Below are 23,867 nucleotides of genomic sequence, written 5' to 3' on the forward strand. Positions count from 1 at the left end.
GCGTCACTGATCCTTGTCGATCGGCTGCGGATGCCTGGGATCCGCAGCCTTTTTGCCCGGCAAGCTGCTTTCGCTGCGAATCTGCGCATGGCTGATCAGCGCGAAGATAAAACTGCCACCGATGATATTGCCGGCCAGGGTCGGGCCGGCGAATACCAGCCAGAAGTCCTTCCACGGCAGCTCGCCGGCAAATACCAGGTAGGACACCTCCGCCGAGCCGACCACAATGTGGGTAAAGTCGCCCAGCGCCATCAGGTAGGTGATCAGGATAATGATCCACATCTTGGCGCTTTCCATGGACGGGATCATCCACACCATGGTGGCGATCATCCAACCGGAGACGATGCCTTTGGCGAACATCTGGCCGGTGTCGTTCTCCATGACCTTGCGCCCGATGTCGAGAAAGGCCAGGTCGGTCTTGGCATCAAAAATCGGCAAGTGCAACATCACATAGGCCACCAGCAAGGTGCCGCAGAGGTTGCCCACCAGCACCACCGTCCACAACCGCAACAAGCGCCCGGCATTGCCCAGAGTCGGTTTGCTCATCACCGGCAGCACGGCGGTCAGGGTGTTTTCGGTGAACAGTTGCTGGCGCGCGAGAATCACCGCGAGAAAGCCTGCGCAGTAGCCAAGGCTGGCAATCACCTTGAAGCCCTCGCCGTCCGGCAGACGTGAGTTGAGCAACCCCATGGCCATCAAGGACAGGCCCATGGTCAAGCCGGCCGCCAGCGCCGACCACCACAACGCCGCTACGCTGCGCTCCAGCTCCTGGTCGCCCTGGGTGCGAATGATTTCATGCAGCACCGCCGCCCTGGGTGGCTGGTTCTTGTCCACGTCCTGCTGCTCTTCCTGCGACAGGTTGGGGGTCTTGCCGTCTTTTTGCGTGGCCATGGGCGTACCTGAACGAGGGGGCGATTTCAGGTACGACCAGTGCGCCCTCAAGAGCGTTCAATGACCACCGCTACACGGCGGATCGTTACTCGCTGTCGTCCTGAAACTGATCCTTCACGTACTTGATCTCGGTACGACCATGGGGCGCCGGCAGGCCGTCCTCGCCGAGGTTGACGAAGACCATTTTTTCCACGGTCAGGATGCTCTTGCGCGTGATCTTGTTGCGCACTTCACAGGTCAAGGTGATGGAGGTGCGGCCAAACTCGGTAGCGGTGATGCCCAGCTCGATGATGTCGCCCTGGCGCGAAGCGCTGACAAAGTTGATCTCGGAGATGTACTTGGTCACCACCCGCTGGTTGCCCAGCTGGACAATCGCATAGATCGCCGCTTCTTCGTCGATCCAGCGCAACAGGCTGCCACCGAACAGGGTGCCGTTGGGGTTGAGGTCTTCGGGTTTTACCCATTTGCGGGTGTGGAAGTTCATGTTCACTCCAAAGCGTCTTGCGAAATGATGGGCAACATCATGGCAGAGCGTCGGCCCAAGCTCTATGAGGCATTGCCTATCAGTGTCATGAGCGATCTTCATGGCGCCGACAGAAAGGCTTGGGAAGTCGGGCGCAGGCGGCTATAATCGCCACCGTTTCAAAACGGTCATCTGCGATTGATACCGTTCTCCCGCCACCTGTCCGAGGGGCGCTGCAGCAGGCCCCGGCCTGTCAGGCTCGGATGGGGCGTTGCCCAGCCGGGTTGTCCTGGTTGGATACTAAACGCACAACGGCGCCCATTCGCACACTACGAATGGAGGCTCTTCATGAGCGCTGTCAACACGCCTGCAGGTTTTACCGACTACAAAGTCGCCGACATGTCCCTCGCTGCCTGGGGCCGTCGCGAAACCTTTATCGCCGAATCCGAAATGCCAGCCCTGATGGGCCTGCGTCGCAAGTACGCCGCTGAACAGCCGCTCAAGGGCGCGAAGATTCTCGGCTGCATCCACATGACCATCCAGACTGCCGTGCTGATCGAAACCCTGGTTGCCCTGGGTGCCGAAGTGCGTTGGTCGTCCTGCAACATCTTCTCGACTCAAGACCAGGCCGCGGCGGCTATCGCTGCTGCCGGCATCCCGGTCTTCGCCTGGAAAGGCGAGACCGAAGAAGAGTACGAGTGGTGCCTGGAGCAAACCATCCTGAAAGATGGCGCGCCTTGGGATGCCAACATGATCCTCGACGACGGCGGCGACCTGACCGAGCTGCTGCACAAGAAATACCCGGCCATCCTGGACCGCGTCCACGGCGTGACCGAAGAAACCACCACCGGCGTACACCGTCTGCTGGACATGCTGGCCAAGGGCGAGCTGAAAATCCCGGCCATCAACGTCAACGACTCGGTGACCAAGAGCAAGAACGACAACAAGTACGGCTGCCGTCACAGCCTCAACGATGCGATCAAGCGCGGCACCGACCACCTGCTGTCGGGCAAGCAAGCCCTGGTGATCGGCTACGGTGACGTGGGCAAGGGTTCGTCCCAGTCCCTGCGTCAGGAAGGCATGATCGTCAAGGTTTCCGAAGTTGACCCGATCTGCGCCATGCAAGCCTGCATGGACGGTTTCGAAGTGGTTTCGCCGTTCATCGACGGCCAGAACGACGGCACCGAAGCCAGCATCGACAAGGCCCTGCTGGGCAAGATCGACCTGATCGTGACCACCACCGGTAACGTGAATGTGTGCGATGCCAACATGCTCAAGGCCCTGAAAAAGCGCGCCGTGGTATGCAACATCGGTCACTTCGACAACGAAATCGACACCGCTTTCATGCGCAAGAACTGGGCATGGGAAGAAGTGAAGCCTCAGGTGCACAAGGTTCACCGTACCGGTGCCGGTGATTTCGACCCGCAGAACGACGACTACCTGATCCTGCTGGCCGAAGGCCGCCTGGTGAACCTGGGCAACGCCACGGGCCACCCAAGCCGCATCATGGATGGCTCGTTCGCCAACCAGGTACTGGCGCAGATCTTCCTGTTCGGCCAGAAATACGCCGACCTGTCGCCCGCCCAGAAAGCCGAGCGCCTGACCGTGGAAGTACTGCCGAAGAAACTCGACGAAGAAGTGGCCCTGGAAATGGTCCGCGGCTTCGGCGGCGTCGTGACTCAACTGACCAAGACCCAGGCCGACTACATCGGCGTGACGGTTGAAGGTCCGTTCAAGCCGCACGCCTACCGCTACTGATCGGCCCTGCTGGCGCCGGCTCTTCTGTGGGAGCCGGGCTTGCCCGCGATGCAGGCACCTCGGTATTTGAGCAATACCGTGGTGACACTATCGCAGGCAAGCCAGCTCCCACAGAAAGCCCGGCACCCGCTTCGATTGTGTATGCCTTCCAGGCCTTCGAGTTTCCAAGGGTATTACCATGTCCCAAGACCGTCGCTACAGCTTCGAGTTCTTCCCGACCAAGACCGATGCTGGGCATGAAAAACTAATGGCGACTGCTAAGCAGTTGGCCAGCTACAACCCCGATTTTTTCTCCTGCACCTACGGCGCAGGCGGCTCGACCCGCGATCGCACGATCAACACCGTGCTGCAGCTGGAAAGCGAAGTCAAAGTGCCTGCCGCTCCGCACCTGTCGTGCGTGGGCGACAGCAAGGACGACCTGCGCGGCCTGCTGACCCAATACAAGGCCGCCGGCATCAAGCGCATTGTCGCCCTGCGCGGTGATCTGCCGTCCGGCATGGGTATCGCCAGCGGCGAGCTGCGTTACGCCAACGACCTGGTGAGCTTCATTCGGGAAGAGACCGGTGACCACTTCCACATCGAAGTGGCCGCTTACCCGGAAATGCATCCTCAGGCCCGCAACTTCGAAGACGATCTCCACAACTTCGTACGCAAAGCCAATGCCGGCGCCAACAGTGCGATCACCCAGTACTTCTTCAACGCCGACAGCTACTTCTACTTCGTCGAGCGCGTGCAGGCCCTGGGCGTGAATATCCCGATCGTGCCGGGCATCATGCCGATCACCAACTACAGCAAGCTGGCGCGCTTCTCTGACGCTTGCGGTGCAGAAATCCCGCGTTGGGTGCGCAAGCAACTGGAAGCTTATGGCGATGACGTCAAAAGCATCCAGGCCTTCGGCGAGCAGGTCATCAGTGAAATGTGCGAGACCCTGCTGCAAGGTGGCGCACCCGGGCTGCACTTCTACACCCTGAACCAGGCTGACCCGAGCCTGGCGATCTGGAACAACCTCAAGCTGCCACGCTGAGGCTGCCCTGTGTACTGCCGGCCCGGAATCCTTGCGGGTCGGCAGCACAATAAAAGTTCAGGTTTGCTGCCTGAAGATCCCCGATCCAGAGCTTCTCTTTAACCTGAGACAGTCGTAACCTCAGGGTATGCCCGTCATTCTCCAGTTGTTGACCGCCGTTCTTTTTACTTGCCTGAGCCTGACCGCCCACGGCGAGAAATTGCGCATTGTCACCGAACCCTGGGCGCCTTACGTCTACGAAGAAAACGGCCAGATGCGCGGGCTCGACTACGAGACCACGGTCATCGTGTTCCAGCGCCTGGGGATCGAGGTGCAATGGCAGTTCCTGCCCTGGAAGCGTTGCCTGGCCATGCTCGACCAGGGCCTGGCCGATGGCGCGCTGGATATCTTTCACAGCCATGAGCGGGACGCAGCGCTGCTTTACCCCAGCGAACCGCTGTCCCAGGTTGAGTTTGTGATGTTCTACGCCAATCAGCGCCCACATCCGTTCCAGACCCTGGATGACCTCAAGGGGCTGACCATCGGCACCTCGCCGGGCTACCTGTATGGCCGCGAATTCAGCGAGTCCTCGGGATTCACCCGTGAGCCGGCCCCCAGCCATGAAGCCAACTTCGGTAAATTGGCCCGTGGTCGGATTGACCTGGTGATCACCGACCGCCGGGTCGGCCAACATGTGCTCAAGGCGTTGGGCCTGGAAAACCAGGTTACCCAGGCGCCGCCGGTGATCAGCAGCCAGAAGCAATTCCTCGCCGTACGCCGTGGCGCAGGCATGGACTTGCTGGTCCAGCGCTTTGCCGCCGAACTCAAGCGCTTCAAGCAAGAGCCCGCCTACGCGGCCTTGAGCGCAAAATATGCCGGTTCACACGCACAAATAGCTCCGTCAGCACGGCTGGACGACACCGTTGAGCAGCAGGAAAGCAGCGCGCAGTGATTGCTCTGTTATACTCCGGCCTTTCCGCCAGGCTTACGCCCGGCCGCTGAGGTCTTGAAAAAGGCACCCAACCCCGCTACAGCGCAGCTTTTCAGCCCGCGCGAGCCGGTGGAGTGCCCGCCAGACGCAGCAGGACCGGACGGGATTGCGCTCCCCTAAGCGCCATTCGCGCCCGGCAAGATTATCCCTTTGGGCCAAGCCCTAACTAAAACAGGATTACTCATGTCCTTTGCTTCCCTCGGTCTCTCCGAGGCTTTAGTCCGCGCCATCGAGGCAGCGGGCTATACCGAGCCTACTCCGGTGCAACAGCGGGCCATTCCCGCCGTGTTGCAAGGTCGCGACCTGATGGTCGCGGCACAGACAGGTACTGGTAAAACCGGTGGCTTCGCCCTCCCGATTCTGGAGCGGTTGTTCCCCAACGGTCACCCGGACAAATCCCAGCGTCACGGCCCGCGCCAACCGCGCGTACTGGTCCTGACCCCCACCCGCGAACTCGCAGCCCAAGTGCATGACAGCTTCAAGCTGTATGCCCGCGACCTGAAGTTCGTCAGCGCCTGCATCTTCGGCGGCGTCGGCATGAACCCACAGGTCCAGGCCATGTCCCGTGGTGTTGACGTGCTGGTCGCCTGCCCTGGTCGTTTGCTCGACCTGTGCGGCCAAGGCAGCGTCGATCTGTCCCACGTGGAAATCCTCGTGCTGGACGAAGCCGACCGCATGCTCGACATGGGCTTTGTCCATGACGTGAAGAAAGTCCTCGCACGCCTGCCGGCCAAGCGTCAGAACCTGCTGTTCTCGGCAACGTTCTCCAATGACATCACCGCCCTGGCCGGCAAGCTGCTGCACAACCCCGAGCGCATCGAAGTCACGCCGCCCAACACCACGGTCGAGCGTATCGAGCAACGGGTGTTCCGCCTGCCAGCCAGCCACAAGCGCTCGCTGTTGGCCCACCTGATCACCGCTGGCGCCTGGGAACAGGTCCTGGTGTTCACCCGTACCAAGCACGGCGCCAACCGCCTGGCCGAGTACCTGGACAAGCACGGCCTGACCGCCGTCGCCATCCACGGCAACAAGAGCCAGAACGCGCGGACCAAGGCCCTGGCCGACTTCAAGGCTGGCTCCGTACGCATCCTGGTTGCCACCGATATCGCCGCCCGCGGCCTGGATATCGACCAACTGCCACACGTGGTCAACTTCGAGCTGCCAAACGTCGATGAAGACTACGTGCACCGTATCGGCCGTACTGGCCGTGCCGGTCGTTCGGGCGAGGCCATTTCCCTGGTCGCGCCGGATGAAGAAAAACTGCTGAAAAGCATCGAGCGCATGACCAAGCAGAAAATCGCCGACGGCGACCTGATGGGCTTCGATTCCAGCACCGTGGAAGCCGAAAAACCGGAAGTGCGCGAGCGTCCGGACGTGCGTAACCCACGCAACCCACGCGGTCCAAAGGGCGATGGCCCGAACGGCGGCGGTGGTGGCGGTGGTCGTCGCGACAAAGGCAAGGACAAGGGCGGCAAGGAAAAAGCGCCAACCAACGGCCGTGGCGAACGCCCAGCCCGTGAGCAGAAGCCCCGCGAAGGTACCCCGGCCCGCGAACAGCGCCAGCCGAGCCAGCCGCCACGTGCTGCCGCTGACCGCGCACCGGACGAGTTCCTCGACGACGATGTGGATAACTTTGGTAACCGCGTTGACTACGTGCCCCAGGCCAAGCCGGCCCAGGGCCGTGGTCGTCGTCCAGGTGCCCCGGCACCGGGTGCTGGCGCCGGTACTCCGCGCACCGGTGCTCAGCCACAGGGTCGCCAGAATGGTCCGCGCAACAACAGCGGTGGCACCACCGGTACGCCACCTGCCAAGCGCAGTGGTCCGCGTAACGGCGCACCGCGTGATGGCCAGGCCCGTCGCGAAGAGTCGCGCAACCGTCGCCCGGCTCGTGATGAGCAGCCGCGCTTGTCAGAGCCGGCTGTGCAGAACCCGCGCGGCGGCCCTGCACCGAAGATCATTCACAAAGAATCGAAAAGTGATCGGATCCTGACACCTGAACAGTTGGATCAACTGCCAGGCCGTCCTCGTGGTGAAAAACCTGCGTTGCTGACTCGCAACCGCTAGGTTGTCAAAAGCATAAAAAACGCCCCGTATCTTGCGATACGGGGCGTTTTTTTATGCCTTCAAACTGTAGGAGCGAGCTTGCTCGCGAAGATCGTCAACGATGACGCAGGCGTCCTGAACGCTCGCGGCGCTCATACGCTCTTCGCGAGCAAGCTCGCTCCTACAGACGAAGGATTACTTCGCTTTTACACCTTCAAAGGTGATGTACAACTCAACTTTGTCGGACTGTGGACCAACGTCCATGCCGTCTTTATGGAACTCTTTGCGGCTGATGCTGGTGGTGCCTTCAAAGCCGGCACGGTAGCCGCCCCATGGATCCTTGCCTTCACCCAGGAAAGTAGCCTTGACCACGATCGGCTTGGTAACGCCGTGGAAAGTCAGGTCACCGGTCACATCGGCGGTCAGCTTGCCATCAGCATTCTTACCGGTTGGCTTGACGCTGGTGGAGACAAACTTGGCGTCAGGGAATTTGCCCGACTCCAGGAAGTCCTTGCTGGTCACGTGCTTGTCACGTTCGGCGTGGTTGGTGAAGATGCTGGCAGTGCGCACATTCACTTCGATCTTGGCATCTTCAGGCTTGGCCGCATCGAAGCTGAACTTGCCGTCCAGATCCTTGAAGGTACCGGTGATGAAGCTGTAGCCCAAGTGGCTGACCTTGACGTCGACGAAGGCGTGCTGGCCTTCCTTGTCGATCACGTAGTCAGCGGCCATCACCGAACCTGCAGACAGCAGAGCAGAACCGATTGCCAGAGCGGCGAGAGTCTTTTTCAACATGCTTTCTATTCCTTGTGAGTCGAGGTTGAACATCAGGCTTTGCGCCCCAGCATACGCACCAGGGTCGCATCACGATCAATAAAGTGGTGTTTCAAGGCCGCCACGCCATGCAGGCCGGCAAACACCACCAGTACCCAGGCCAGGTACAAATGCACCAGGCCAGCTACGTCTGCCTGGTCCGGTAGACCGGAAACCACGGCAGGAATTTCAAACAAACCAAACACCGGGATCCCGACACCGTCTGCGGTGGAAATCAGGTAGCCAGCAATCATCACGGCAAACAGCCCGAGATACAGGAACGCATGGCCAAATGCCGCGCCGATCCGCGTCATGCGGCTATAACTGGCCAACGCTGGCGGCGGCGGGCTGAGCAGACGCCAGACAATACGCACCAACATGACGGCAAACAGCGTGAGGCCAATGCTCTTGTGCAAATCCGGTGCGTCTTTACGCCAGGCGCTGTAATAGTCGAGACCGACCATCCACAGGCCCAACGCGAACAAACCAAACACCACCAGCGCCACGCTCCAGTGAATAACAATGCTGACCCAGCCGTAGCGGGTCGATGAGTTTCGTAGCTGCATTACCCAAATCCCGTAAGAACTGTGCCCAAGACTAGCGATTTATCTATCGATATAAAGCGGAAAATTTTGCTTCGAAAGATCGATTAATCCGATCTTGAGCCTATGAACACTAAATTAACCAGGGATTAAGGACTATTCAGCAGAAACGTGACAGACCGTCCTGCATTTACTGCCAATTCACCGTTCATGGGTTGTGACACAGCCCGCCATTGCATAGGCTTGCGCGATTGTTTTGCCTGCGCAGGCCGTGGCAGCGCTTCGAGGAGACTAAAAGATGGGCTTGAATAACCAGTGGATGCAGCGCGACCTTGCGGTGCTGTGGCATCCCTGCACCCAGATGAAAGACCACCAGCAACTGCCGCTGGTGCCGATCAAGCGCGGTGAAGGCGTATGGCTGGAAGACTTCGAAGGCAAACGCTACCTCGATGCCGTCAGTTCCTGGTGGGTCAACGTATTCGGCCACGCCAACCCGCGCATCAACCAGCGCATCAAGGATCAGGTGGACCAACTGGAGCACGTGATCCTCGCCGGTTTCAGCCACCAGCCGGTGATCGAACTGTCCGAGCGCCTGGTGAAGATCACACCCGAAGGCCTGACCCGGTGTTTCTACGCCGACAATGGCTCGTCGTGCATCGAAGTCGCGCTGAAGATGAGCTTTCACTATTGGCTCAACCGCGGCCAGCCGAACAAAAAGCGCTTCGTCACCCTGACTAACAGCTACCACGGCGAAACCATCGCCGCGATGTCGGTAGGCGATGTGCCATTGTTCACCGAGACCTACAAGGCCTTGCTGCTGGACACCATCAAGGTGCCCAGCCCGGACTGCTACCTGCGCCCCGAAGGCATGAGCTGGGAAGAACACTCGCGCAACCTGTTCCAGGCCATGGAACAGACCCTGGCGGACAACCACGACAGCGTCGCCGCCGTGATCGTCGAACCGCTGATCCAGGGCGCCGGTGGCATGCGCATGTACCACCCGGTGTACCTCAAGCTGCTGCGCGAGGCCTGCGACCGGTATGGCGTACACCTGATCCACGACGAAATCGCCGTGGGCTTTGGCCGTACCGGCAGCATGTTCGCCTGCGAACAGGCGGGCATCCGTCCGGACTTCCTGTGCCTGTCCAAGGCCCTGACTGGCGGCTACCTGCCACTGGCGGCCGTGGTCACCACCGAAGATGTGTACAGCGCCTTCTACGACGACTACCCGACCCTGCGCGCCTTCCTCCATTCCCACAGCTATACCGGCAACCCGCTGGCATGTGCGGCGGCCCTGGCGACCCTGGATATCTTCGAAGAAGACAACGTCATCGAGAACAACCAGGCCCTGGCCCAACGCATGGCCACGGCCACCGCGCACCTGGTGGACCACCCCCATGTGTCAGAAGTGCGCCAGACCGGCATGGTGCTGGCCATCGAGATGGTGCAGGACAAGGCCACCAAGACCGCCTACCCGTGGCAGGAACGGCGCGGCCTGAAAGTATTCGAACACGCCCTGGAACGCGGGGCCTTGCTGCGTCCCCTGGGTAGCGTGGTGTATTTCCTGCCGCCGTACGTGATTACCCCGGAGCAGATCGACTTCCTGGCCGAAGTGGCGACTGAAGGCATTGATATCGCCACCAACAGCAAAGTCAGCGTGGCAGTCCCGAAAGACTTTCACCCTGGCTTTCGCGACCCCGGCTAACCCTCCCCTGTAGGAGCCGGCTTGCCGGCGAAAAACGTGAGGACGCCGCGTTCATCCGGGCAACCCTCGTCATCGTTGACCTCCATCGCCGGCAAGCCGGCTCCTACAGGAAAAGCGTCGCTCCCGCCGTATAGCAACACACACATTATTTGCAGAGAACACCCATGAGACTGTCGCGCTTTTTCACCGATACCCCGCTGAGCCTTGGCGACCACGAGTTGCCCGAAGCCCAGGCGCATTACATCAGCCGCGTGCTGCGCATGAACGAAGGCGATGCCGTGCAACTGTTCGACGGCTCTGGCCAGGAGTTTCGCGGTAGCCTGCTGGAAGTCGGGAAAAAACGCGTGACCGTGCAACTGACCGAAGCCTTCGCCGGCCAGGTCGAATCGCCGCTGCACATTCACCTGGGCCAGGGGCTGTCCCGTGGCGAGCGTATGGACTGGGCGATCCAGAAAGCCACCGAGCTTGGGGTCAACGCCATCACGCCGATCTTCAGCGAACGCTGCGAAGTGCGCCTCAAGGACGAACGTGCCGACAAACGCCTGCTGCACTGGCGCCAGGTCGCAATCAGCGCCTGCGAGCAATGCGGCCGCTCGACAGTGCCGGTGATTCACCCACCGCTGTTGCTGGCCGACTGGCTGAAACAGGTCGAGGCCGATTTGAAGCTGGTGCTGCACCCGGTGGCCGAACCGCTGGTGAGCCATGCCAAGCCGTCGAGCCTGGCGTTCTTGATCGGGCCGGAGGGTGGCTTGACCGATGGCGAAGTAGAAACCGCACAACACGCAGGTTTCCACGCCGCACGACTGGGCCCGCGGGTGTTGCGCACCGAGACTGCACCGGTAGTCGCGCTATCCGTTGCTCAACAACTCTGGGGCGACTTCTAACCCTGCATATAAACCCAATCAAAAATGTGGGAGCGGGCTTGCTCGCGATAGCGTTTTATCAGTCTGCGGATGTATTGACTGACACACCGCTTTCGCGAGCAAGCCCGCTCCCACATGGGGATTGAGTGTTTACTCCACCGGATCACTCACCGGCTTGGCAATGATCGCCTTCAGCTCGCTGGTCATCGGGAACTCCAGGTTCAAGCCCTTCGGCGGAATCGGCTGTTCAAACCAGCGCTGGTAAATCCCATTGATTTCCCCCGAGCTGTACAGCTCGCCCAGGGTCTCGTTGACCACCGCCAGAAACTGCGGGTCGTCCTTGCGCACCATGCAGCTGTAGATTTCCCGCGACTGCTCCTCGCCTACCACCACCCATTTGTGCGGGTCCTTGGCCTTGGCACGCTCGCCGTAGAGCAAAGCGTCATCCATATAGAACGCCACGGCGCGGCCCGATTGCAGCATCTGGAACGCTTCACCATGGTCCTTGGCGCTGATTACCGACATATCCAACTTGTGCTCGTGGTTGTAGCTCTTGAGGAACCGTTCGTTGGTGGTACCGGCGGTGGTCACCACATTCTTGCCACGCAGGTCGGCGAAGCGCTGGATACCGCTGTCGTTGGCGGTGAGCAACTGGCCCTTCACGTAGATAAAGCCATAGGAAAACGCCACCTGCTTCTGCCGCTCGGCCGTGACCCCGGTGGAGCCGCACTCAAGGTCCACGGTGCCGTTGATCACCAACGGAATGCGGGTCTGGGAGGTGACCAGGTTGTACTTCACGTTGAGCTGGGGCACGCCAGTCTTCTGCTGGATGCGCTCGACGATCTTGCTCGCCAGGTCCACCGAGTAACCCATGGGTTTGCCGGTGTGGTCACCGACATAGGAAAACGGCACCGACGCATCACGGTAGCCCAGGGTGATGCTCTTGGCATTGGCGACCTTGGCCAGGGTGCCCGTCAGCGGCGCTTCATTGGCCTGGGCCTGGGCCGTCAACAGCAGCCCCAGTGCAGTGCCGATCAACGTGATTTTGTGCATTGTTATTCTCCGTTGGTTTTCTTGTTATGGACGACGTACAGCAATGACGCTGATTTCCACCAGCACGCTCGGGCGTGCCAGTTCCGCCTGCAGGGTGGTGCGGGTCGGTGCCTGGCCGGGCGTGAGCCAGGCGGACCAGACATCGTTCATCGGCGCAAAGCCATCCTGGATGTTCTTCAGGTAAATGGTTGCGTTGAGCAGATGATCCTTGTCGCTGCCAGCCTCGGCCAGTAGCGCATCAATCTTGGCGAGCACCTCTCGGGTCTGGGTGGTGACGTCCTGGCCTTCGTCCGGCACCTGGCCGGAGAGAAATACCAGGCCCTGGAAGGTCACGGCGCCCGACAGGCGACTGTTGCTGTTGATCCGGGTGATGGTCATTGCTATGTCCTAAGCGGCGCGGGGCGCAAGGCCCTGCATATCAATGGAAGGTCTGTGCTGGCCGATCAGTTCCGCCAACACCTGGCCGCTGCCACAAGCCAGGGTGAAACCCAGGGCGCCGTGACCGAGGTTGAGCCACAGGTTGCGGTACACACTGGCGCCGATCAGCGGCACGCCGCTGGGGGTGGCCGGGCGCATGCCGGCCCACTCGATGGCTTGGCTGTAATCGCCGGCCAGGGGGAAGGTCTCACTGGCCTGGCGCTTGATCAGGGCCAGGCGCTTGGGCTCAAGGCCCGTATCAAAACCGACGATGTCGACCATTGCCGCCACCCGCAACTGCTCGCCGATACGTGCATACACGATCTTGCGGTCATAGTCGGTGATGCTGATCCTTGGCGCTGCATGCTGCTCGCCAATCGGCACGCTCAAGCTGTAGCCCTTGAGCGGGTACAACGGCAATGCGATGCCCGGCAAGGCCAGTTCGGGGCTGCGCACCCCCGCTGCCAGCACCAGGTGCTCCACCGGCATCACCTCGTCGCCCAACTCAATCGCCTGCACCGTGCCGTTGGCATGGCGAATACCGGAGACCTTGCGGCCCAGCAAAAACCGGCAGCGGCCCGACGCTTCCAGGCGCGCGGCTAATTGTTGGCAAAAGGCATGGCAGTCCGCCACTTCTTCATTGGGCGTGTAGATGCCACCGACAAAATCCTGGGCGCCCAGGGTCGGCTCCAGCCGTGTGCAATCGGCGGCGGACAACACCTGCTGTTGCAGGCGGTCCATGACTTTGCCCCGGGCATGCTCGAAGGTGTGATGGCTGCGAAACGTCACCAGCTTGCCGTTGCGCTGCCAGTCGAAGCCGTCCAGCCCATCCTCTTCGCGCCATTGCTGCAAGATGCCCTGGCTCAAGGTGGCCAGGCGCAGCAAGTGGCTGGCATTGCGCTTGTTCACCGAAGCCCGGCAGGCACCGAGGAACGAGGCCATCCAGCGCCATTGCGCCGGGTCCAGGCGGGGCCGCAGCTTCAACGGCGAGTCACCGCGCAGCATCCAGCCAATCGCTTGCAATGGCACGCCTTTGTCCGCCAGCGGCGCGACGTAGCGATAGGACAGTTGGCCGCCATTGGCAAAACTGGTCTCGCTGCCCAGGCTGTCGCGGGCCTCGACCACCGTCACGTCCATGCCGGCGCGCACCAGGGCATAGGCGCTCGCCAGACCGATGACCCCACCGCCAATGATGCAAACCTGCTGAGCCATGTGCGTTCTCGATGCTTGTTATGAGCGTCCAAGACTAGGGGCAGGTGACAGGCGCCGGACAATGAATAAAGATGGACCACCTATAAACAAAGGTTATGGACTCGTCATGCGCTTGCGTCATATCGAAATCTTCCAGGCCATCCGCCAGACCGGCTCCGTCAGCGCCGCCGCGCAGTTGCTGCACGTCTCGCAACCGGCGGTGACCAAAGTGCTGCAACACGCCGAACTGCAACTGGGCTTCCCGCTGTTCCTGCGCATACGCGGCAAACTGCAGCCCACCCCGGAAGCCCTGGCCCTGGAGCGCGAAGTCGATAAGGTCAGCGAAAGCCTGCAAGGCGTGCGGCGCCTGGCCCAGAACCTGCGGCGCGCGCCCGGCCAAAGCCTGCGCATCGGCGCCACACCGGCCCTGGCCTTGTCATTGTTGCCACCGGCGATTGGCGAGTGGACCCAACGCTACCCGGACATTGCCTGCGAACTGTCCAGCGCCCACAGCCGCGAACTGGTGCAAAACCTGTTGATGCGCGAGATGGATGTGGCGCTGACGCTCAAGTCCCCAGACCATCCAGGGCTCAAGGCCCAGGCCTTGGCCCATGGCGTGTTGGTCGCGCTGGCGCCACGGGGTTACTGGGCACAGGCTGAACTGGGCAAGCCCTTGCCCTTGATGGCCCTGGCGGGCGCACCGTTGATTGGCCTGTCCAGCGCCGACCCGCTGTCGGCGCGACTCGATAGTTACCTGGAGGCCGTCGAACCGCCGCCGCGCGTGCGCATTTCAGTCCAGACCTACTCCCTGGCCCGGGCCATGGTGGAGTCCGGCGCCGGCCTGGCCGTGATCGACCCCTTCACCGCGCTGGGCGCTTCCACCGACAGCACCTGCATCCGTCCCCTGGCCCCGCCGCTGCCCATCACCCTGTACGCCCTGACCCGCGCGGATGAACCGCCGCCGCATATGTTGGCCAGCCTGTTGGAGATCTTTGGCAGCCGTGCCCAGGAGCAGCTAGACCGCCTCTAAAACACCGCAGAACCCTGTAGGAGCCAGCGCCCACACAAAAACCAGCTCCATATGGTCTGTCAGAGCACATAGCCCATGATCGCCACAAAGTGCAGCAGGCTGCCGCCAATCACGAACAAATGCCAGATCCCATGGGAGTGCCGCAGCCGATGCTCCAGGGCAAAAAAGATAATCCCCACCGTGTACAGCACCCCACCCGACGCCAGCCAGATAAAACCGTCCGTACCCAACGCGGCAATCAACGGTTTGACCGCCACCAGCACGATCCAGCCCATCACCGCATAGATCACAATCGACAAAATGCGCGCCTCGGAGCGCGGCTTGATCTCCTGCAGGATCCCGATCACCGCCAGCCCCCAGACAATCCCGAACAACGTCCAACCCCATGGCCCGTTCAGGGTCACCAGGCAAAACGGGGTGTAGCTGCCGGCGATCAGCAGGTAGATCGAAAAGTGATCGACCTTCTGCATGATTTCTTTTTTGCGCCCGCGCACGCTGTGATACACCGTCGAGGCGCTGTACAGCACCAGCAGGGTAAAACCATAGATCGCCACACTGACGATCTTCCACGGGCTGCCGTCCATGCTCGCCACCACCAGCATCCACACCGCGCCGATAAAGGCCGCCACGGCGCCGAGCAAATGACTCCAGGCGTTGAATCGTTCTCCGTGATACATGTGTCGCCAACCTCCAAAACTGCTGCATCGACCCCGTAAGGCTCAGGCCTGACAGGCCAGAGTGCAAGACCGTTATGACGGTTGCGGCGCTTTAAGGGCACAATCGAACGCATTCGAATAAGAGTCATCGCCATGCAGATCGATGAAGAGTTCACCCTCAAGAAACTGGAAATCTTCCTGGCCTTCATGCGCACCGGCAACCTGGCCCGCGCCGCCGCCGAGTTGCAGACCAGCAATGTCAGCGTGCACCGGGCCATCCACTCCCTGGAAAACGCCCTGCGCTGCCCGTTGTTCAAGCACGAAGGCCGCAACCTCACCCCGCTGGAAAGCGCCTACGTGCTCGAAGAACGCGCACAGAAGCTGGTACAAGACGTGGTCGATAGCGTGCGCCTGACCCGCGAAGCCGCTGGTTTCTCCGCCGAACGTTTCAAGCTCGGCGCCCTGTATTCGCTGACGGTCAAGACCGTGCCGCAACTGATCATGGGCCTGAAAATCCGCCGCAGCGAGCTCAATATCGACCTGATCCTGGGCTCCAACGTCGACCTGATGTACAAGCTCAAGAACATGGAAGTCGACGCGATCCTGATCTCCCTCGACGACCAGGTGATGGAGCCAGACTGCGCGCAGATCCAGCTGTTTTCCGATGACATCTTCCTCGCTACCCCCGCCGACTCGCCCCTGGACCGCGAACAGGAAATCGACCTGGCCCAGGTGCGCGACGCCACCTTCATCACCCTGACCCAAGGCTTCGCCACTCACCAGGATGGCGCACGGGTGTTCAAACAGGCGGGTTTCGAGCCGAAGGTGGCGATGCAGGTCAACGACATCTTCACCTTGCTGAGCATGGTCAGCTCGGGGGTGGGATATGCATTGCTGCCGGGAAGGATTGCGGCGGTGTATGAGAACCGGGTGAAGCTGATTCCATTGCAGGCGCGCTACCGGCTGCAGCAGCACATTGGCGTGGTGTTCTTGAAGGCCAAGGAGCGCGATCCGAATTTGCTGGCGTTGTTGGCGGAATGTCGGATGTATGCCAATCGGCAGGTGGCCGTCTGAAAGACCGCCATCGCAGGCAAGCCAGCTCCCACATTTGAATGTGTTCACAAATCAAAATGTGGGAGCTGGCTTGCCTGCGATGAGGCCCGATCATTCAATCGAGATTAGCGAATCAGCCCACCAACCCCCGCATCAGCAAAAACAGCAACGAAGGCCCCAGCAAACACCCCAGCGCCGTATAAAACGCCGCCGTCAGGCAACCATAAGGCACCAGCTTCGGATCGGTCGCCGCCAACCCGCCCGCGACGCCGCTGGAAGTGCCCATCAGGCCGCCGAAGATCACCGCACTGCGCGGGCTGTTCAGGCCAATCAGCGGCGCCACGAACGGGGTCATCACCATCACCAAAATGGCCTTGATCAACCCCGCCGCAATGGACAGCGCCATCACCTCGGAACTGGCGCCAATCGCCGCCCCGGTCACCGGCCCGACGATATAGGTCACGGCGCCAGCACCGATGGTGGTCAGGCTCACTGCATCGGTATAACCAAAGGCCATGGCCACACCGACGCCCGCGATAAACGATGAGCCGACCCCGACAAACAGCGCCAGCACCCCCACATATCCCGCGCGCTTGAGCTCATCGACACTCACCCCAAACGCCGTGGCGACGATGGCGAAGTCCCGCAGCATCGCCCCGCCCAGCAGACCGATGCCCGACAGCAGCGGGATATCCACCACGCCCTTGGACCCGCCGGTAAACGCACCCCCCACATAGGACAGAACCAGGCCCAGCAGGATCGCGATAGCCGACCCATGCAGGCGGCCTTTGGTGAAGGTATCGCTGATCCAGTAGGACACCCACATGGTCAGGCCGATCACCGCAAAACCACTGATCAGGCCGTAGCCGGTGATGACTTTCATCAAGGATTCGTACATCGCGCTCACCCTGCCGACTTGGTGGTGACGACCGCATCCGGCTCACGGTTGCCGATGCGGACCAACACCGGTACCAGGGCAAATGCCACCACCACCGCGCAGGTGCCGGCGAGGATTGCCATGGGGCCACCGCTGATCGCGCCATAGACATTTTGCTGGGCCGCCATGGCCACCACAATCGGGATATACACCGCCGCCCAGAAGCTCACGCCCTGCTCCGACTTGCCAGTAAACAGGCCACGCTTGCCCAGGTAACTGCCCAGGCCGATCAGCAGCAACATCGCGATCCCCACCCCACCGACGTTGGCCGGAATGCCCATCCATTTGCCCAACAGCTCGCCGATAAACAGGCCCGCCAGGGTACACAGCGCCAGAAACGCCACACCGTAGATAATCATGCTGGTTGTCCTCTTGATGCTTGATCGAAATTGTTGTTTTTGTGCTTCGAAAGCCAAGGTCATGCTTTATCGGTGGCGGCGGCCCTCCTGTTCCAGCAGGGCCTGCAAGGTGTCCAAGCGGGCACCGTCGAAGGCAATCACGGTGCCTTGTTCAAATACCCGCCGCGCAAGGCCGGTGAGTACCGCGCCGGGAGGCAGTTCGATTTGCAGGCGCACGCCGCGCTCATAGGCGCTTTGCACAGTGCCGCGCCAATCGACGATGCGGCACATGTTGAAGGCCAGGTCATCGCGCAGTTGTTCAACATCACGGATTGGCCGCGCACGGGTGCTGCTCAGGTAGGTGATGGCCGGCGCCTTGAGCGTGATCTTGGCGAAGGCTTCGGCCAGTGTTTGCGCAGGCACCTCCAGCAGCGCGCAATGGGACGGCACGCTGACGGCCAGCCGCTTGGCCACGCCCTGGCCTTTGATACGGTCGGCGACCTTCTGCATGGCCGCATCACTGCCGGCGATCACGCTCTGGTTGTCGGCGTTGATATTGGCCAGGTACACCGGTGAATCAGGGCTATGGATCTCGGCCAGCACGCTTTCGACGGTGGATAACTCCAGGCCGATCAGCGCGGTCATGCCGTAACCCTGTGGATAAGCCTGCTGCATCAGTTCACCGCGCAGGCTGACCAGCCTGAGTGCATCGGCAAACGCCAGGGCGCCGGCGATCACGGCCGCCGGGTAAGCGCCGATGGACAGGCCCGCCACGTAGTCCGGCGTGTGTTGCAACTGACGGGCATGAGCCACGCCGGCGATCAGCAGGCACAGTTGCACTGCGCGGGTACTGGCCAGGGCCTGCGCCGAATCGAGCTGGCGCACATCGTGCGCCAAGGCATCGCTGGCTTCGTCGAGGACGCTGGCGGGTAATTGTTGGAGCATGCCCGGGCGCTGGGCGCCCTGCCCCGGGAATACCAAAAGACTGCTCATGCCACCGCCTGCCATGGATCGACGACCAGGTGCGCGCCGCTGGCATTTTTCAACAGAACCCGCTGCGATGGGCCGGCCCATTCCCGCAAGGCCACCGCGCCATACGGCGTTTGCAGTTGCAGATCCACGGCACACGGCGCCGTGTCCAGAATCGCCAGCAGATCTTCGGCATCGCCCCGCCCAAGACGCTCGGGGGTGCGCAGCAGTAAATCCAGATCACTCTGGGCATGCAGCGCTTCAATACCCGTAGCCAACTCGAAACCCGCACTGCCAGTGACGCCCCAGATCTCCTTCGCCAGCACCGTCCGCAGTTGCGCGAGTGCCCGCAGCGCCGGCAGATTGCGGGGCGAGATCACGTCGCACAGTGCCTCGGGCACCACCCGCCGCCGCACTGCCGCAAGCGGCATCACGGCGGCAAAGCGCTGCTCACGCAAACGCCCGCGCACACCCACCGCCACATGGCCCGGTTCAGCCTGCGCCCGGCGTACCACCACCGGGTGTCCCGCGCCGATCACGTCCAGCACCCAGGCCGGTGCGTCAGCAGGCAAATGCCCCGGGGTCATGCCCCAAAGCAAGTCGTGAGCGTTCACCATTGCTCCCGCAGCAGCTCGCGTACATGGCTGGACGCCGCACGGTTGACGGCGCCCAGGCGCCCCCGCAAATCCCGCACGCCGCTGTTCTGTATGTCCTTGATCGCCTGCACCAGGCAATCGCTGACCCGCGCCAGGTCGTCGGCAGTCGGTTGTTCAATCTGGCTGACGGTCAGAGTCTCCCACAACAAACCAAGGCTGGCGTAGCTGTCGATGTCGTAGGCCATGGGCGGCACGCTGGCGGCCAGGGCTTCCAGTTCTTCGACGCTGCGCAAGGTCACCCGCGCCGCCGAGGCCTTGCCCATGGCGTGCACCATCACCCCAGGATCGCGCAGGGCAATCAGGCGATTGGCTTGGTAGCCATGGGCAAGAAACGCACCGGACATAGCCTTGCCCACCAGCAATGCGATCACCGGATGCCCGGCCAGACGGGCGCGGGCGTAACTGTCTGCTGCGCCAGCCAAGGCTTGATGAATGCCCAGCGCTTCTTCGCGACGGCCATAGGCCTGGCTCGGCACATCAACGATGGCAATGATCGGCCGTTGATCGCCGCTGGCGATGGCTTCATCCACCGCCTTGGCCAAGCCCCAGCCTTCCAGCAAACCCACCTCACCCTGGCGTGCGCGGGGGAAGCGGTTGGCGGCATCCGGCACCACCGCGATAAACCGTACGGCCTGCTCGCCGAGCACGCCATCCGCCACTTTCAACGACGCCGGCAAACCCGCCACCGGCGCTGCGCCAGCGCTCAATGCATTGAACCACTGCAAACCTCTCATGAGCGTTCTCCCTGATACAGGTCACGAACCGTGGCCGGCTCAATCTGCGGTGCGGCGTCCAGTTCAGCCAGGCGCGCCAGGTAATAGTCGGCCTGGCGACTGCGTTGAGTGGCCGGCAAACCTTGCTGCAACAGTTCACTGATCTGCTGGCGGATCTGCGCCACGTCGTCCGCCACATAGCGGTCGGCCAGGCCGCTGTTGAAGCGCTGCTCGCCGCCGGTCAGGCTCCAGATAAAGGGCCGGTCGCGGGAGTCGTACTCTTCAAGGCCGGCTTCCTGCTCGATCACCTGCGGGCCGTTCAGGCCCAGGCGGGCTTCGCGGGTCACCAGCAGGTAGCTGCACAGGCCGGCGGCGATGGACATGCCGCCAAAACAACCGACACTCCCAGCCACCACGCCGATCACCGGCTGGTACTGGCGCAGGTCGACAATCGCGGCGTGAATATCGGCAATCGCCGCCAGCCCAAGGTTGGCTTCCTGCAAGCGCACGCCGCCGGTTTCCAGCAGCAGCACGGCGCGTGTGGGAACGCCGTTGCGGTTGTCCTCGGCGGCCAGCTCCAGGGCGCCGGCGATTTTCGCGCCGCCCACTTCACCGAGGCTGCCGCCCTGGAAGTTGCCTTCGATGGCGGCGATCACCACGGGTAAACCGTCGAGGGTGCCCTTGGCGATCACCACCCCATCGTCGGCTTGCGGGACCACGCCCTGGCGACTCAGCCAAGGCGACATTACGCGTTGGAACGGGTCGATCAGTTCCCGGTAGCTGCCGGCATCCAGCAACGCCTTGGCCCGCTGACGCGCGCCGAGTTCGACGAAGCTGTGTTTGTTGAGCAAGTCAGTCATGGCCCAGCTCCTCGAAACCTTGTTCCAGGCGCAAACGCACCACGCCTGGGGTAGCGCCGAAGTCGTGGATCTGAATGTTCAAGGCTGGTGGCGTCTGTTCCTGGAAGATCCTCTGGAACAGGTGGTGCCAACGCTGCTCGGCGCCATTGACCGAGGTTTGTACCTGGATCAACAGGGTGCCCGCAGTGCCCGGTTCCAACAGCACTTCAAGGTCGCCGGAACCGACGCAACCCACCAGCGCACGGCCTTTGGGCGGCTGCCCGGCAGGGAATTCAAAAGATAGGGTTTCCATCAAAACGCTCCGTCGCAAGACTCGATGCGGTCGATAAACAGGCAGGCGGCCAACAGGTCGGCGGCGCCACCGGGGGAAGCATTCAGGGCCAGTAGCTGTTGGTCCAGTTCGTTGAGCCGGCGACGCCCGCCCAGGCTGGCGCTGCCGCCTGCATCGAGCACGGCCTGGGCGCCCTGCTGCATGGCTTGCAGGCCTTCGGTGCCGGCACGGTAGAGCACGCAGGTGTCGGCCAGTTGGGTCATGATCGCCAGCAGCGCATCGAGCCGAGCGTTCTGCTCGCCCTGTTGTTGCACGCGGCTTGCGTGCAGTTGCGGCAGGCCGCGTTGCAGCACCGCAGGGAAGCCCAATTGCGCTTCTTCCCGGGCGCCGCGCACGCCGTAGCGTTGGGCGACTTGTACGCCATGGCTCAACGGTTGCGGCGCATAGCGGTCATTGAGCAGGGCCAGGCGCGCGGCGCGCAGGCTCAGGGCGCTGGCGTTGCGGGACGTGGGGTCCAACGCGACGGCAGCCACCAGCAGGCCGAGGGCCCAGATCGCGCCACGATGGGTGTTCACGCCTTGTGTGGTGGTGAGCATCGCTTGCTCACCTTCGCGCCCGATACGACCGAGGGCTTCGCGCAGCGGCAAGCCGATTTCACCCAGCTCAATCGCCGCCTCGGCCATTTCCTTGAACGCCGGCCACAAGGACAGCGCCGAGGCATGCATCAAGCCCAGGTGCAGATCGTTGTGGGCGCCGTTGCCGCGCCGATCCACCAATGCCGGTTTGGGCGACAAGTCGGCTTCGTCGATCAGCGCGTCGACCGCCAGGTCCGCCAGTTGTTCGGCCAGGGTCAGTGTGTGCAGTTTGAGTGCGTGCATTTACCAGCTCCTGAACTTGGCGGGCGGGTTGTACAGGCCGCCGGACCAGTCCACCAGGTCGGCCACGCTTTTGGCCGCCAGCAGTTCGCGGGTGGCGTCGGTGCGGCGGATGCCGAGGTCTTCGGGCAAGGCAATCAAGCCTTCGCGGCGCATGCGCGCAGTGTCCTTGGGGTTATGGCGCAAGCCGATGGCCGTGACTCCGGCGACGGCGGCGATCATCGCCTGGCGCTCTTCCAGGGAGCGCGCCTTGTACAGGTAGGCGATGCCTTCTTCGGTGAGCAGGTGGGTCACGTCGTCGCCGTAAATCATGATCGGCGCCAGCGGCATGCCGCTTTTGCGCGCCACTTCCACCGCGTCGAGGGTTTCGACGAAGGTGGGTTTGCCGCCCTCCTGGAAGGTCTCGACCATTTGCACGACGAGTTTTTTGCCGCGCTCCAGCAGGGCTTCGGGGGCATCGCCGTGGCGCATGTCGAGCCAGGCCGGGGTGCCGTGGCGGCGCCCGCGCGGGTCGTGGCCCATATTCGGCGCACCACCAAACCCGGCCAGGCGACCACGGGTCACGGTGGAGGAATGCCCATCGCCATCGACCTGCAAGGTGGCGCCGATAAACAGATCCACCGCGTATTGGCCGGCCAGTTGGCAGAACATCCGGTTGGAGCGCAGCGAGCCGTCGCGACCGGTGAAGAACACATCCGGCCGCGCGGCGATGTAGTGTTCCATGCCCAGTTCGGTGCCGAAGCAATGCACGCTCTCGACCCAGCCGCTTTCGATGGCGGGGATCAGCGTCGGGTGCGGGTTGAGGGTCCAGTTGCGGCAGATCTTGCCTTTGAGGCCCAGGGATTCGCCGTAGGTCGGCAGGATCAATTCAATCGCCGCGGTGTTGAAGCCGATGCCGTGGTTCAGCGACTGAACGTTGTGTTTCTCATAGATGCCACGGATCGCCATCATCGCCATCAACACATGCACCGGCTTGATGTGGCGCGGGTCGCGGGTGAACAGCGGTTCGATGTAGAACGGCTTGTCGGCCACCACCACAAAATCCACCCAGCTCGCCGGAATGTCCACCCGGGGCAAGTCGCTGACGTCATCCACCAACTGGTTGACCTGGACGATGACGATGCCATCGCTGAAGGCCGCCGGCTCGATCAGCGCCGGGGTGTCTTCGGTGCTGGGGCCGGTGTAGATGTTGCCGGCGCGGTCGGCCATGAAGCCGGCAGACAGCACCACGTTGGGGATCAGGTCCACCACCAGCCGTGCATAGAGTTCGATGTAGGTGTGAATCGCACCGACTTCCAGCAGACCGTCTTCGAGCAACTGGCCGATGCGCAGGGATTGGGTGCCGGCGAACGAAAAGTCGAGCTTGCGCGCGATGCCCTTTTCAAACAGGTCCAGGTGCTCGGAGCGCCCGACGCTGGGCATGATCATGTGCAAGTCATGGAGCACGGCCGGGTCGGCCTTGGCCAGGGAGCGCGAGAGAAAGTCGGCCTGCTTCTGGTTGTTGCCTTCCAGCACCACCCGGTCGCCGGGCAGGATCAGGGCTTCAAGGGCCTCGACAATGCGCTCGGTGGGCAACACCACGCCATCAGCCAGGGAGGCCACCCGCGCCAGGCGCCGCTGTTTCTCATCGCGTCGCCGCGTCCAGCGCGAGTCGGGGGTTATTGTTGTTGTCATGATCGCTCCACGGGTTCGCTGTCGTGGGGCTCACCATAGGAGTGAATGAGGGGGGGTATCAATCAAGCTCGGCGGCGAACCGTTACGGCTGGAGTAACGATC

General features: G+C 62.1%; 25 protein-coding genes and 1 riboswitch. Of the genes, 8 read left to right on the forward strand and 17 right to left on the reverse strand.

Going from position 1 to position 23,867, the window contains the following annotated elements:
- Nucleotides 1-3: 3 nt before the first annotated feature.
- Both BFQ03_RS06655 and BFQ03_RS06660 read right to left on the reverse strand, forming a co-directional pair.
- Complete coding sequence (locus tag BFQ03_RS06655; protein WP_032858734.1) at nt 4-891, reverse strand: formate/nitrite transporter family protein; 888 nt, start codon at nt 889-891, stop codon at nt 4-6.
- 85 nt (nt 892-976) lie between these two features.
- A complete protein-coding gene (locus BFQ03_RS06660; RefSeq protein ID WP_029297383.1) occupies nt 977-1,375 on the reverse strand; it encodes an acyl-CoA thioesterase in 399 nt (132 codons plus the stop codon).
- Nucleotides 1,376-1,573: 198 nt separating this feature from the next.
- Nucleotides 1,574-1,681, forward strand: a riboswitch (S-adenosyl-L-homocysteine riboswitch).
- A gap of 21 nt (nt 1,682-1,702) precedes the next feature.
- On the opposite strand from BFQ03_RS06660, the gene ahcY reads away from it, so the two are divergent.
- From ahcY to BFQ03_RS06680, 4 genes are all read left to right on the forward strand, one after another.
- Nucleotides 1,703-3,112, forward strand: coding sequence for an adenosylhomocysteinase (ahcY, locus tag BFQ03_RS06665; protein WP_032858735.1), 1,410 nt, complete (start codon nt 1,703-1,705; stop codon nt 3,110-3,112).
- Between the two features lie 178 nt (nt 3,113-3,290).
- The gene (gene metF / locus BFQ03_RS06670; RefSeq protein ID WP_032858737.1) at nt 3,291-4,136 is read left to right on the forward strand and encodes a methylenetetrahydrofolate reductase [NAD(P)H]; all 846 of its coding nucleotides are present in this window, start codon (nt 3,291-3,293) and stop codon (nt 4,134-4,136) included.
- 127 nt (nt 4,137-4,263) lie between these two features.
- The gene (locus BFQ03_RS06675) at nt 4,264-5,067 is read left to right on the forward strand and encodes a substrate-binding periplasmic protein (protein WP_032858739.1); all 804 of its coding nucleotides are present in this window, start codon (nt 4,264-4,266) and stop codon (nt 5,065-5,067) included.
- 222 nt (nt 5,068-5,289) lie between these two features.
- Nucleotides 5,290-7,170 (forward strand): RNA helicase RhlE2, encoded by a 1,881-nt coding sequence (locus BFQ03_RS06680; protein WP_032858740.1) that lies wholly within the window; start codon nt 5,290-5,292, stop codon nt 7,168-7,170.
- Nucleotides 7,171-7,344: 174 nt separating this feature from the next.
- Here BFQ03_RS06680 and BFQ03_RS06685 read toward each other — a convergent pair whose 3' ends face one another.
- Together BFQ03_RS06685 and BFQ03_RS06690 are read right to left on the reverse strand one after the other, a co-directional pair.
- Entirely contained in the window at nt 7,345-7,944 is a 600-nt protein-coding gene (locus BFQ03_RS06685; RefSeq protein ID WP_065942728.1) for a YceI family protein, read from the reverse strand.
- A gap of 32 nt (nt 7,945-7,976) precedes the next feature.
- Nucleotides 7,977-8,528, reverse strand: a complete 552-nt coding sequence (locus BFQ03_RS06690; RefSeq protein WP_032858744.1) for a cytochrome b — start codon at nt 8,526-8,528, stop codon at nt 7,977-7,979.
- A 274-nt stretch (nt 8,529-8,802) separates the two neighbouring features.
- On the opposite strand from BFQ03_RS06690, the gene BFQ03_RS06695 reads away from it, so the two are divergent.
- Both BFQ03_RS06695 and BFQ03_RS06700 read left to right on the forward strand, forming a co-directional pair.
- Complete coding sequence (locus BFQ03_RS06695) at nt 8,803-10,209, forward strand: adenosylmethionine--8-amino-7-oxononanoate transaminase (protein ID WP_032858746.1); 1,407 nt, start codon at nt 8,803-8,805, stop codon at nt 10,207-10,209.
- A gap of 164 nt (nt 10,210-10,373) precedes the next feature.
- Nucleotides 10,374-11,093 carry a 16S rRNA (uracil(1498)-N(3))-methyltransferase gene (locus tag BFQ03_RS06700; protein ID WP_032858748.1) on the forward strand — a complete coding sequence of 240 codons (720 nt, stop codon included), beginning with the start codon at nt 10,374-10,376 and terminating at the stop codon, nt 11,091-11,093.
- A 129-nt stretch (nt 11,094-11,222) separates the two neighbouring features.
- Here BFQ03_RS06700 and BFQ03_RS06705 read toward each other — a convergent pair whose 3' ends face one another.
- The 3 genes from BFQ03_RS06705 to BFQ03_RS06715 are packed head-to-tail and all read right to left on the reverse strand — an operon-like array spanning nt 11,223 to nt 13,754.
- Entirely contained in the window at nt 11,223-12,125 is a 903-nt protein-coding gene (locus tag BFQ03_RS06705; protein ID WP_032858750.1) for a transporter substrate-binding domain-containing protein, read from the reverse strand.
- Nucleotides 12,126-12,149: 24 nt separating this feature from the next.
- A complete protein-coding gene (locus BFQ03_RS06710; RefSeq protein ID WP_032858752.1) occupies nt 12,150-12,503 on the reverse strand; it encodes a RidA family protein in 354 nt (117 codons plus the stop codon).
- A gap of 9 nt (nt 12,504-12,512) precedes the next feature.
- On the reverse strand, nt 12,513-13,754 hold the full coding sequence (locus BFQ03_RS06715) for a D-amino acid dehydrogenase (RefSeq protein ID WP_065942729.1): 1,242 nt from the start codon (nt 13,752-13,754) through the stop codon (nt 12,513-12,515).
- Between the two features lie 106 nt (nt 13,755-13,860).
- Between BFQ03_RS06715 and BFQ03_RS06720 the strand changes: the two genes are divergently transcribed.
- Nucleotides 13,861-14,763: a LysR family transcriptional regulator gene (locus BFQ03_RS06720; RefSeq protein WP_032858756.1), complete on the forward strand. Its 903-nt coding sequence runs from the start codon at nt 13,861-13,863 to the stop codon at nt 14,761-14,763.
- A gap of 59 nt (nt 14,764-14,822) precedes the next feature.
- On the opposite strand, the gene BFQ03_RS06725 is transcribed toward BFQ03_RS06720, so the two are convergent.
- A complete protein-coding gene (locus tag BFQ03_RS06725) occupies nt 14,823-15,440 on the reverse strand; it encodes a PAQR family membrane homeostasis protein TrhA (protein ID WP_065942730.1) in 618 nt (205 codons plus the stop codon).
- Nucleotides 15,441-15,572: 132 nt separating this feature from the next.
- Between BFQ03_RS06725 and BFQ03_RS06730 the strand changes: the two genes are divergently transcribed.
- Entirely contained in the window at nt 15,573-16,493 is a 921-nt protein-coding gene (locus tag BFQ03_RS06730) for a LysR family transcriptional regulator (RefSeq protein WP_065942731.1), read from the forward strand.
- Nucleotides 16,494-16,605: 112 nt separating this feature from the next.
- Here BFQ03_RS06730 and madM read toward each other — a convergent pair whose 3' ends face one another.
- From madM to mdcA, 9 genes are all read right to left on the reverse strand, one after another.
- Nucleotides 16,606-17,370 carry a malonate transporter subunit MadM gene (madM, locus tag BFQ03_RS06735; RefSeq protein ID WP_065942732.1) on the reverse strand — a complete coding sequence of 255 codons (765 nt, stop codon included), beginning with the start codon at nt 17,368-17,370 and terminating at the stop codon, nt 16,606-16,608.
- Between the two features lie 5 nt (nt 17,371-17,375).
- Nucleotides 17,376-17,768, reverse strand: coding sequence for a malonate transporter subunit MadL (madL, locus tag BFQ03_RS06740; RefSeq protein WP_032858764.1), 393 nt, complete (start codon nt 17,766-17,768; stop codon nt 17,376-17,378).
- A 66-nt stretch (nt 17,769-17,834) separates the two neighbouring features.
- Complete coding sequence (mdcH, locus tag BFQ03_RS06745; RefSeq protein ID WP_065942733.1) at nt 17,835-18,740, reverse strand: malonate decarboxylase subunit epsilon; 906 nt, start codon at nt 18,738-18,740, stop codon at nt 17,835-17,837.
- Nucleotides 18,737-19,333, reverse strand: coding sequence for a malonate decarboxylase holo-ACP synthase (locus BFQ03_RS06750; RefSeq protein WP_065942734.1), 597 nt, complete (start codon nt 19,331-19,333; stop codon nt 18,737-18,739). Before BFQ03_RS06750 ends, mdcH begins: the two co-directional genes overlap by 4 nt.
- The gene (mdcE, locus tag BFQ03_RS06755; protein WP_032858769.1) at nt 19,327-20,106 is read right to left on the reverse strand and encodes a biotin-independent malonate decarboxylase subunit gamma; all 780 of its coding nucleotides are present in this window, start codon (nt 20,104-20,106) and stop codon (nt 19,327-19,329) included. The genes BFQ03_RS06750 and mdcE overlap by 7 nt, the downstream gene beginning before the upstream one ends.
- Nucleotides 20,103-20,945, reverse strand: coding sequence for a biotin-independent malonate decarboxylase subunit beta (locus BFQ03_RS06760; RefSeq protein WP_065942735.1), 843 nt, complete (start codon nt 20,943-20,945; stop codon nt 20,103-20,105). The genes mdcE and BFQ03_RS06760 overlap by 4 nt, the downstream gene beginning before the upstream one ends.
- Complete coding sequence (locus tag BFQ03_RS06765) at nt 20,938-21,237, reverse strand: malonate decarboxylase subunit delta (RefSeq protein WP_065942736.1); 300 nt, start codon at nt 21,235-21,237, stop codon at nt 20,938-20,940. Before BFQ03_RS06765 ends, BFQ03_RS06760 begins: the two co-directional genes overlap by 8 nt.
- The gene (locus tag BFQ03_RS06770) at nt 21,237-22,094 is read right to left on the reverse strand and encodes a triphosphoribosyl-dephospho-CoA synthase (RefSeq protein ID WP_032858773.1); all 858 of its coding nucleotides are present in this window, start codon (nt 22,092-22,094) and stop codon (nt 21,237-21,239) included. The genes BFQ03_RS06765 and BFQ03_RS06770 overlap by 1 nt, the downstream gene beginning before the upstream one ends.
- Nucleotides 22,095-23,765 carry a malonate decarboxylase subunit alpha gene (gene mdcA, locus BFQ03_RS06775; protein ID WP_065942737.1) on the reverse strand — a complete coding sequence of 557 codons (1,671 nt, stop codon included), beginning with the start codon at nt 23,763-23,765 and terminating at the stop codon, nt 22,095-22,097.
- Between the last annotated feature and the right edge of the window lie 102 nt (nt 23,766-23,867).

It is taken from the genome of Pseudomonas sp. 25 R 14 (assembly GCF_900004755.1).
Classification (GTDB): domain Bacteria; phylum Pseudomonadota; class Gammaproteobacteria; order Pseudomonadales; family Pseudomonadaceae; genus Aquipseudomonas; species Aquipseudomonas brenneri.

Bases quoted from the DNA above. Each gene is read 5' to 3' on its own strand.
- BFQ03_RS06680 (WP_032858740.1), top strand. From the start codon at position 5,290: ATGTCCTTTGCTTCCCTCGGTCTCTCCGAGGCTTTAGTCCGCGCCATC.
- mdcH (WP_065942733.1), bottom strand. From the start codon at position 18,740: ATGAGCAGTCTTTTGGTATTCCCGGGGCAGGGCGCCCAGCGCCCGGGC.
- BFQ03_RS06750 (WP_065942734.1), bottom strand. From the start codon at position 19,333: ATGGTGAACGCTCACGACTTGCTTTGGGGCATGACCCCGGGGCATTTG.
- BFQ03_RS06700 (WP_032858748.1), top strand. From the start codon at position 10,374: ATGAGACTGTCGCGCTTTTTCACCGATACCCCGCTGAGCCTTGGCGAC.
- BFQ03_RS06770 (WP_032858773.1), bottom strand. From the start codon at position 22,094: ATGCACGCACTCAAACTGCACACACTGACCCTGGCCGAACAACTGGCG.
- BFQ03_RS06660 (WP_029297383.1), bottom strand. From the start codon at position 1,375: ATGAACTTCCACACCCGCAAATGGGTAAAACCCGAAGACCTCAACCCC.
- BFQ03_RS06695 (WP_032858746.1), top strand. From the start codon at position 8,803: ATGGGCTTGAATAACCAGTGGATGCAGCGCGACCTTGCGGTGCTGTGG.
- madL (WP_032858764.1), bottom strand. From the start codon at position 17,768: ATGATTATCTACGGTGTGGCGTTTCTGGCGCTGTGTACCCTGGCGGGC.
- ahcY (WP_032858735.1), top strand. From the start codon at position 1,703: ATGAGCGCTGTCAACACGCCTGCAGGTTTTACCGACTACAAAGTCGCC.
- metF (WP_032858737.1), top strand. From the start codon at position 3,291: ATGTCCCAAGACCGTCGCTACAGCTTCGAGTTCTTCCCGACCAAGACC.
- BFQ03_RS06655 (WP_032858734.1), bottom strand. From the start codon at position 891: ATGGCCACGCAAAAAGACGGCAAGACCCCCAACCTGTCGCAGGAAGAG.
- mdcE (WP_032858769.1), bottom strand. From the start codon at position 20,106: ATGAGAGGTTTGCAGTGGTTCAATGCATTGAGCGCTGGCGCAGCGCCG.
- madM (WP_065942732.1), bottom strand. From the start codon at position 17,370: ATGTACGAATCCTTGATGAAAGTCATCACCGGCTACGGCCTGATCAGT.
- BFQ03_RS06675 (WP_032858739.1), top strand. From the start codon at position 4,264: ATGCCCGTCATTCTCCAGTTGTTGACCGCCGTTCTTTTTACTTGCCTG.
- BFQ03_RS06715 (WP_065942729.1), bottom strand. From the start codon at position 13,754: ATGGCTCAGCAGGTTTGCATCATTGGCGGTGGGGTCATCGGTCTGGCG.
- BFQ03_RS06725 (WP_065942730.1), bottom strand. From the start codon at position 15,440: ATGTATCACGGAGAACGATTCAACGCCTGGAGTCATTTGCTCGGCGCC.
- BFQ03_RS06690 (WP_032858744.1), bottom strand. From the start codon at position 8,528: ATGCAGCTACGAAACTCATCGACCCGCTACGGCTGGGTCAGCATTGTT.
- BFQ03_RS06720 (WP_032858756.1), top strand. From the start codon at position 13,861: ATGCGCTTGCGTCATATCGAAATCTTCCAGGCCATCCGCCAGACCGGC.
- BFQ03_RS06765 (WP_065942736.1), bottom strand. From the start codon at position 21,237: ATGGAAACCCTATCTTTTGAATTCCCTGCCGGGCAGCCGCCCAAAGGC.
- BFQ03_RS06685 (WP_065942728.1), bottom strand. From the start codon at position 7,944: ATGTTGAAAAAGACTCTCGCCGCTCTGGCAATCGGTTCTGCTCTGCTG.
- BFQ03_RS06710 (WP_032858752.1), bottom strand. From the start codon at position 12,503: ATGACCATCACCCGGATCAACAGCAACAGTCGCCTGTCGGGCGCCGTG.
- mdcA (WP_065942737.1), bottom strand. From the start codon at position 23,765: ATGACAACAACAATAACCCCCGACTCGCGCTGGACGCGGCGACGCGAT.
- BFQ03_RS06730 (WP_065942731.1), top strand. From the start codon at position 15,573: ATGCAGATCGATGAAGAGTTCACCCTCAAGAAACTGGAAATCTTCCTG.
- BFQ03_RS06705 (WP_032858750.1), bottom strand. From the start codon at position 12,125: ATGCACAAAATCACGTTGATCGGCACTGCACTGGGGCTGCTGTTGACG.
- BFQ03_RS06760 (WP_065942735.1), bottom strand. From the start codon at position 20,945: ATGACTGACTTGCTCAACAAACACAGCTTCGTCGAACTCGGCGCGCGT.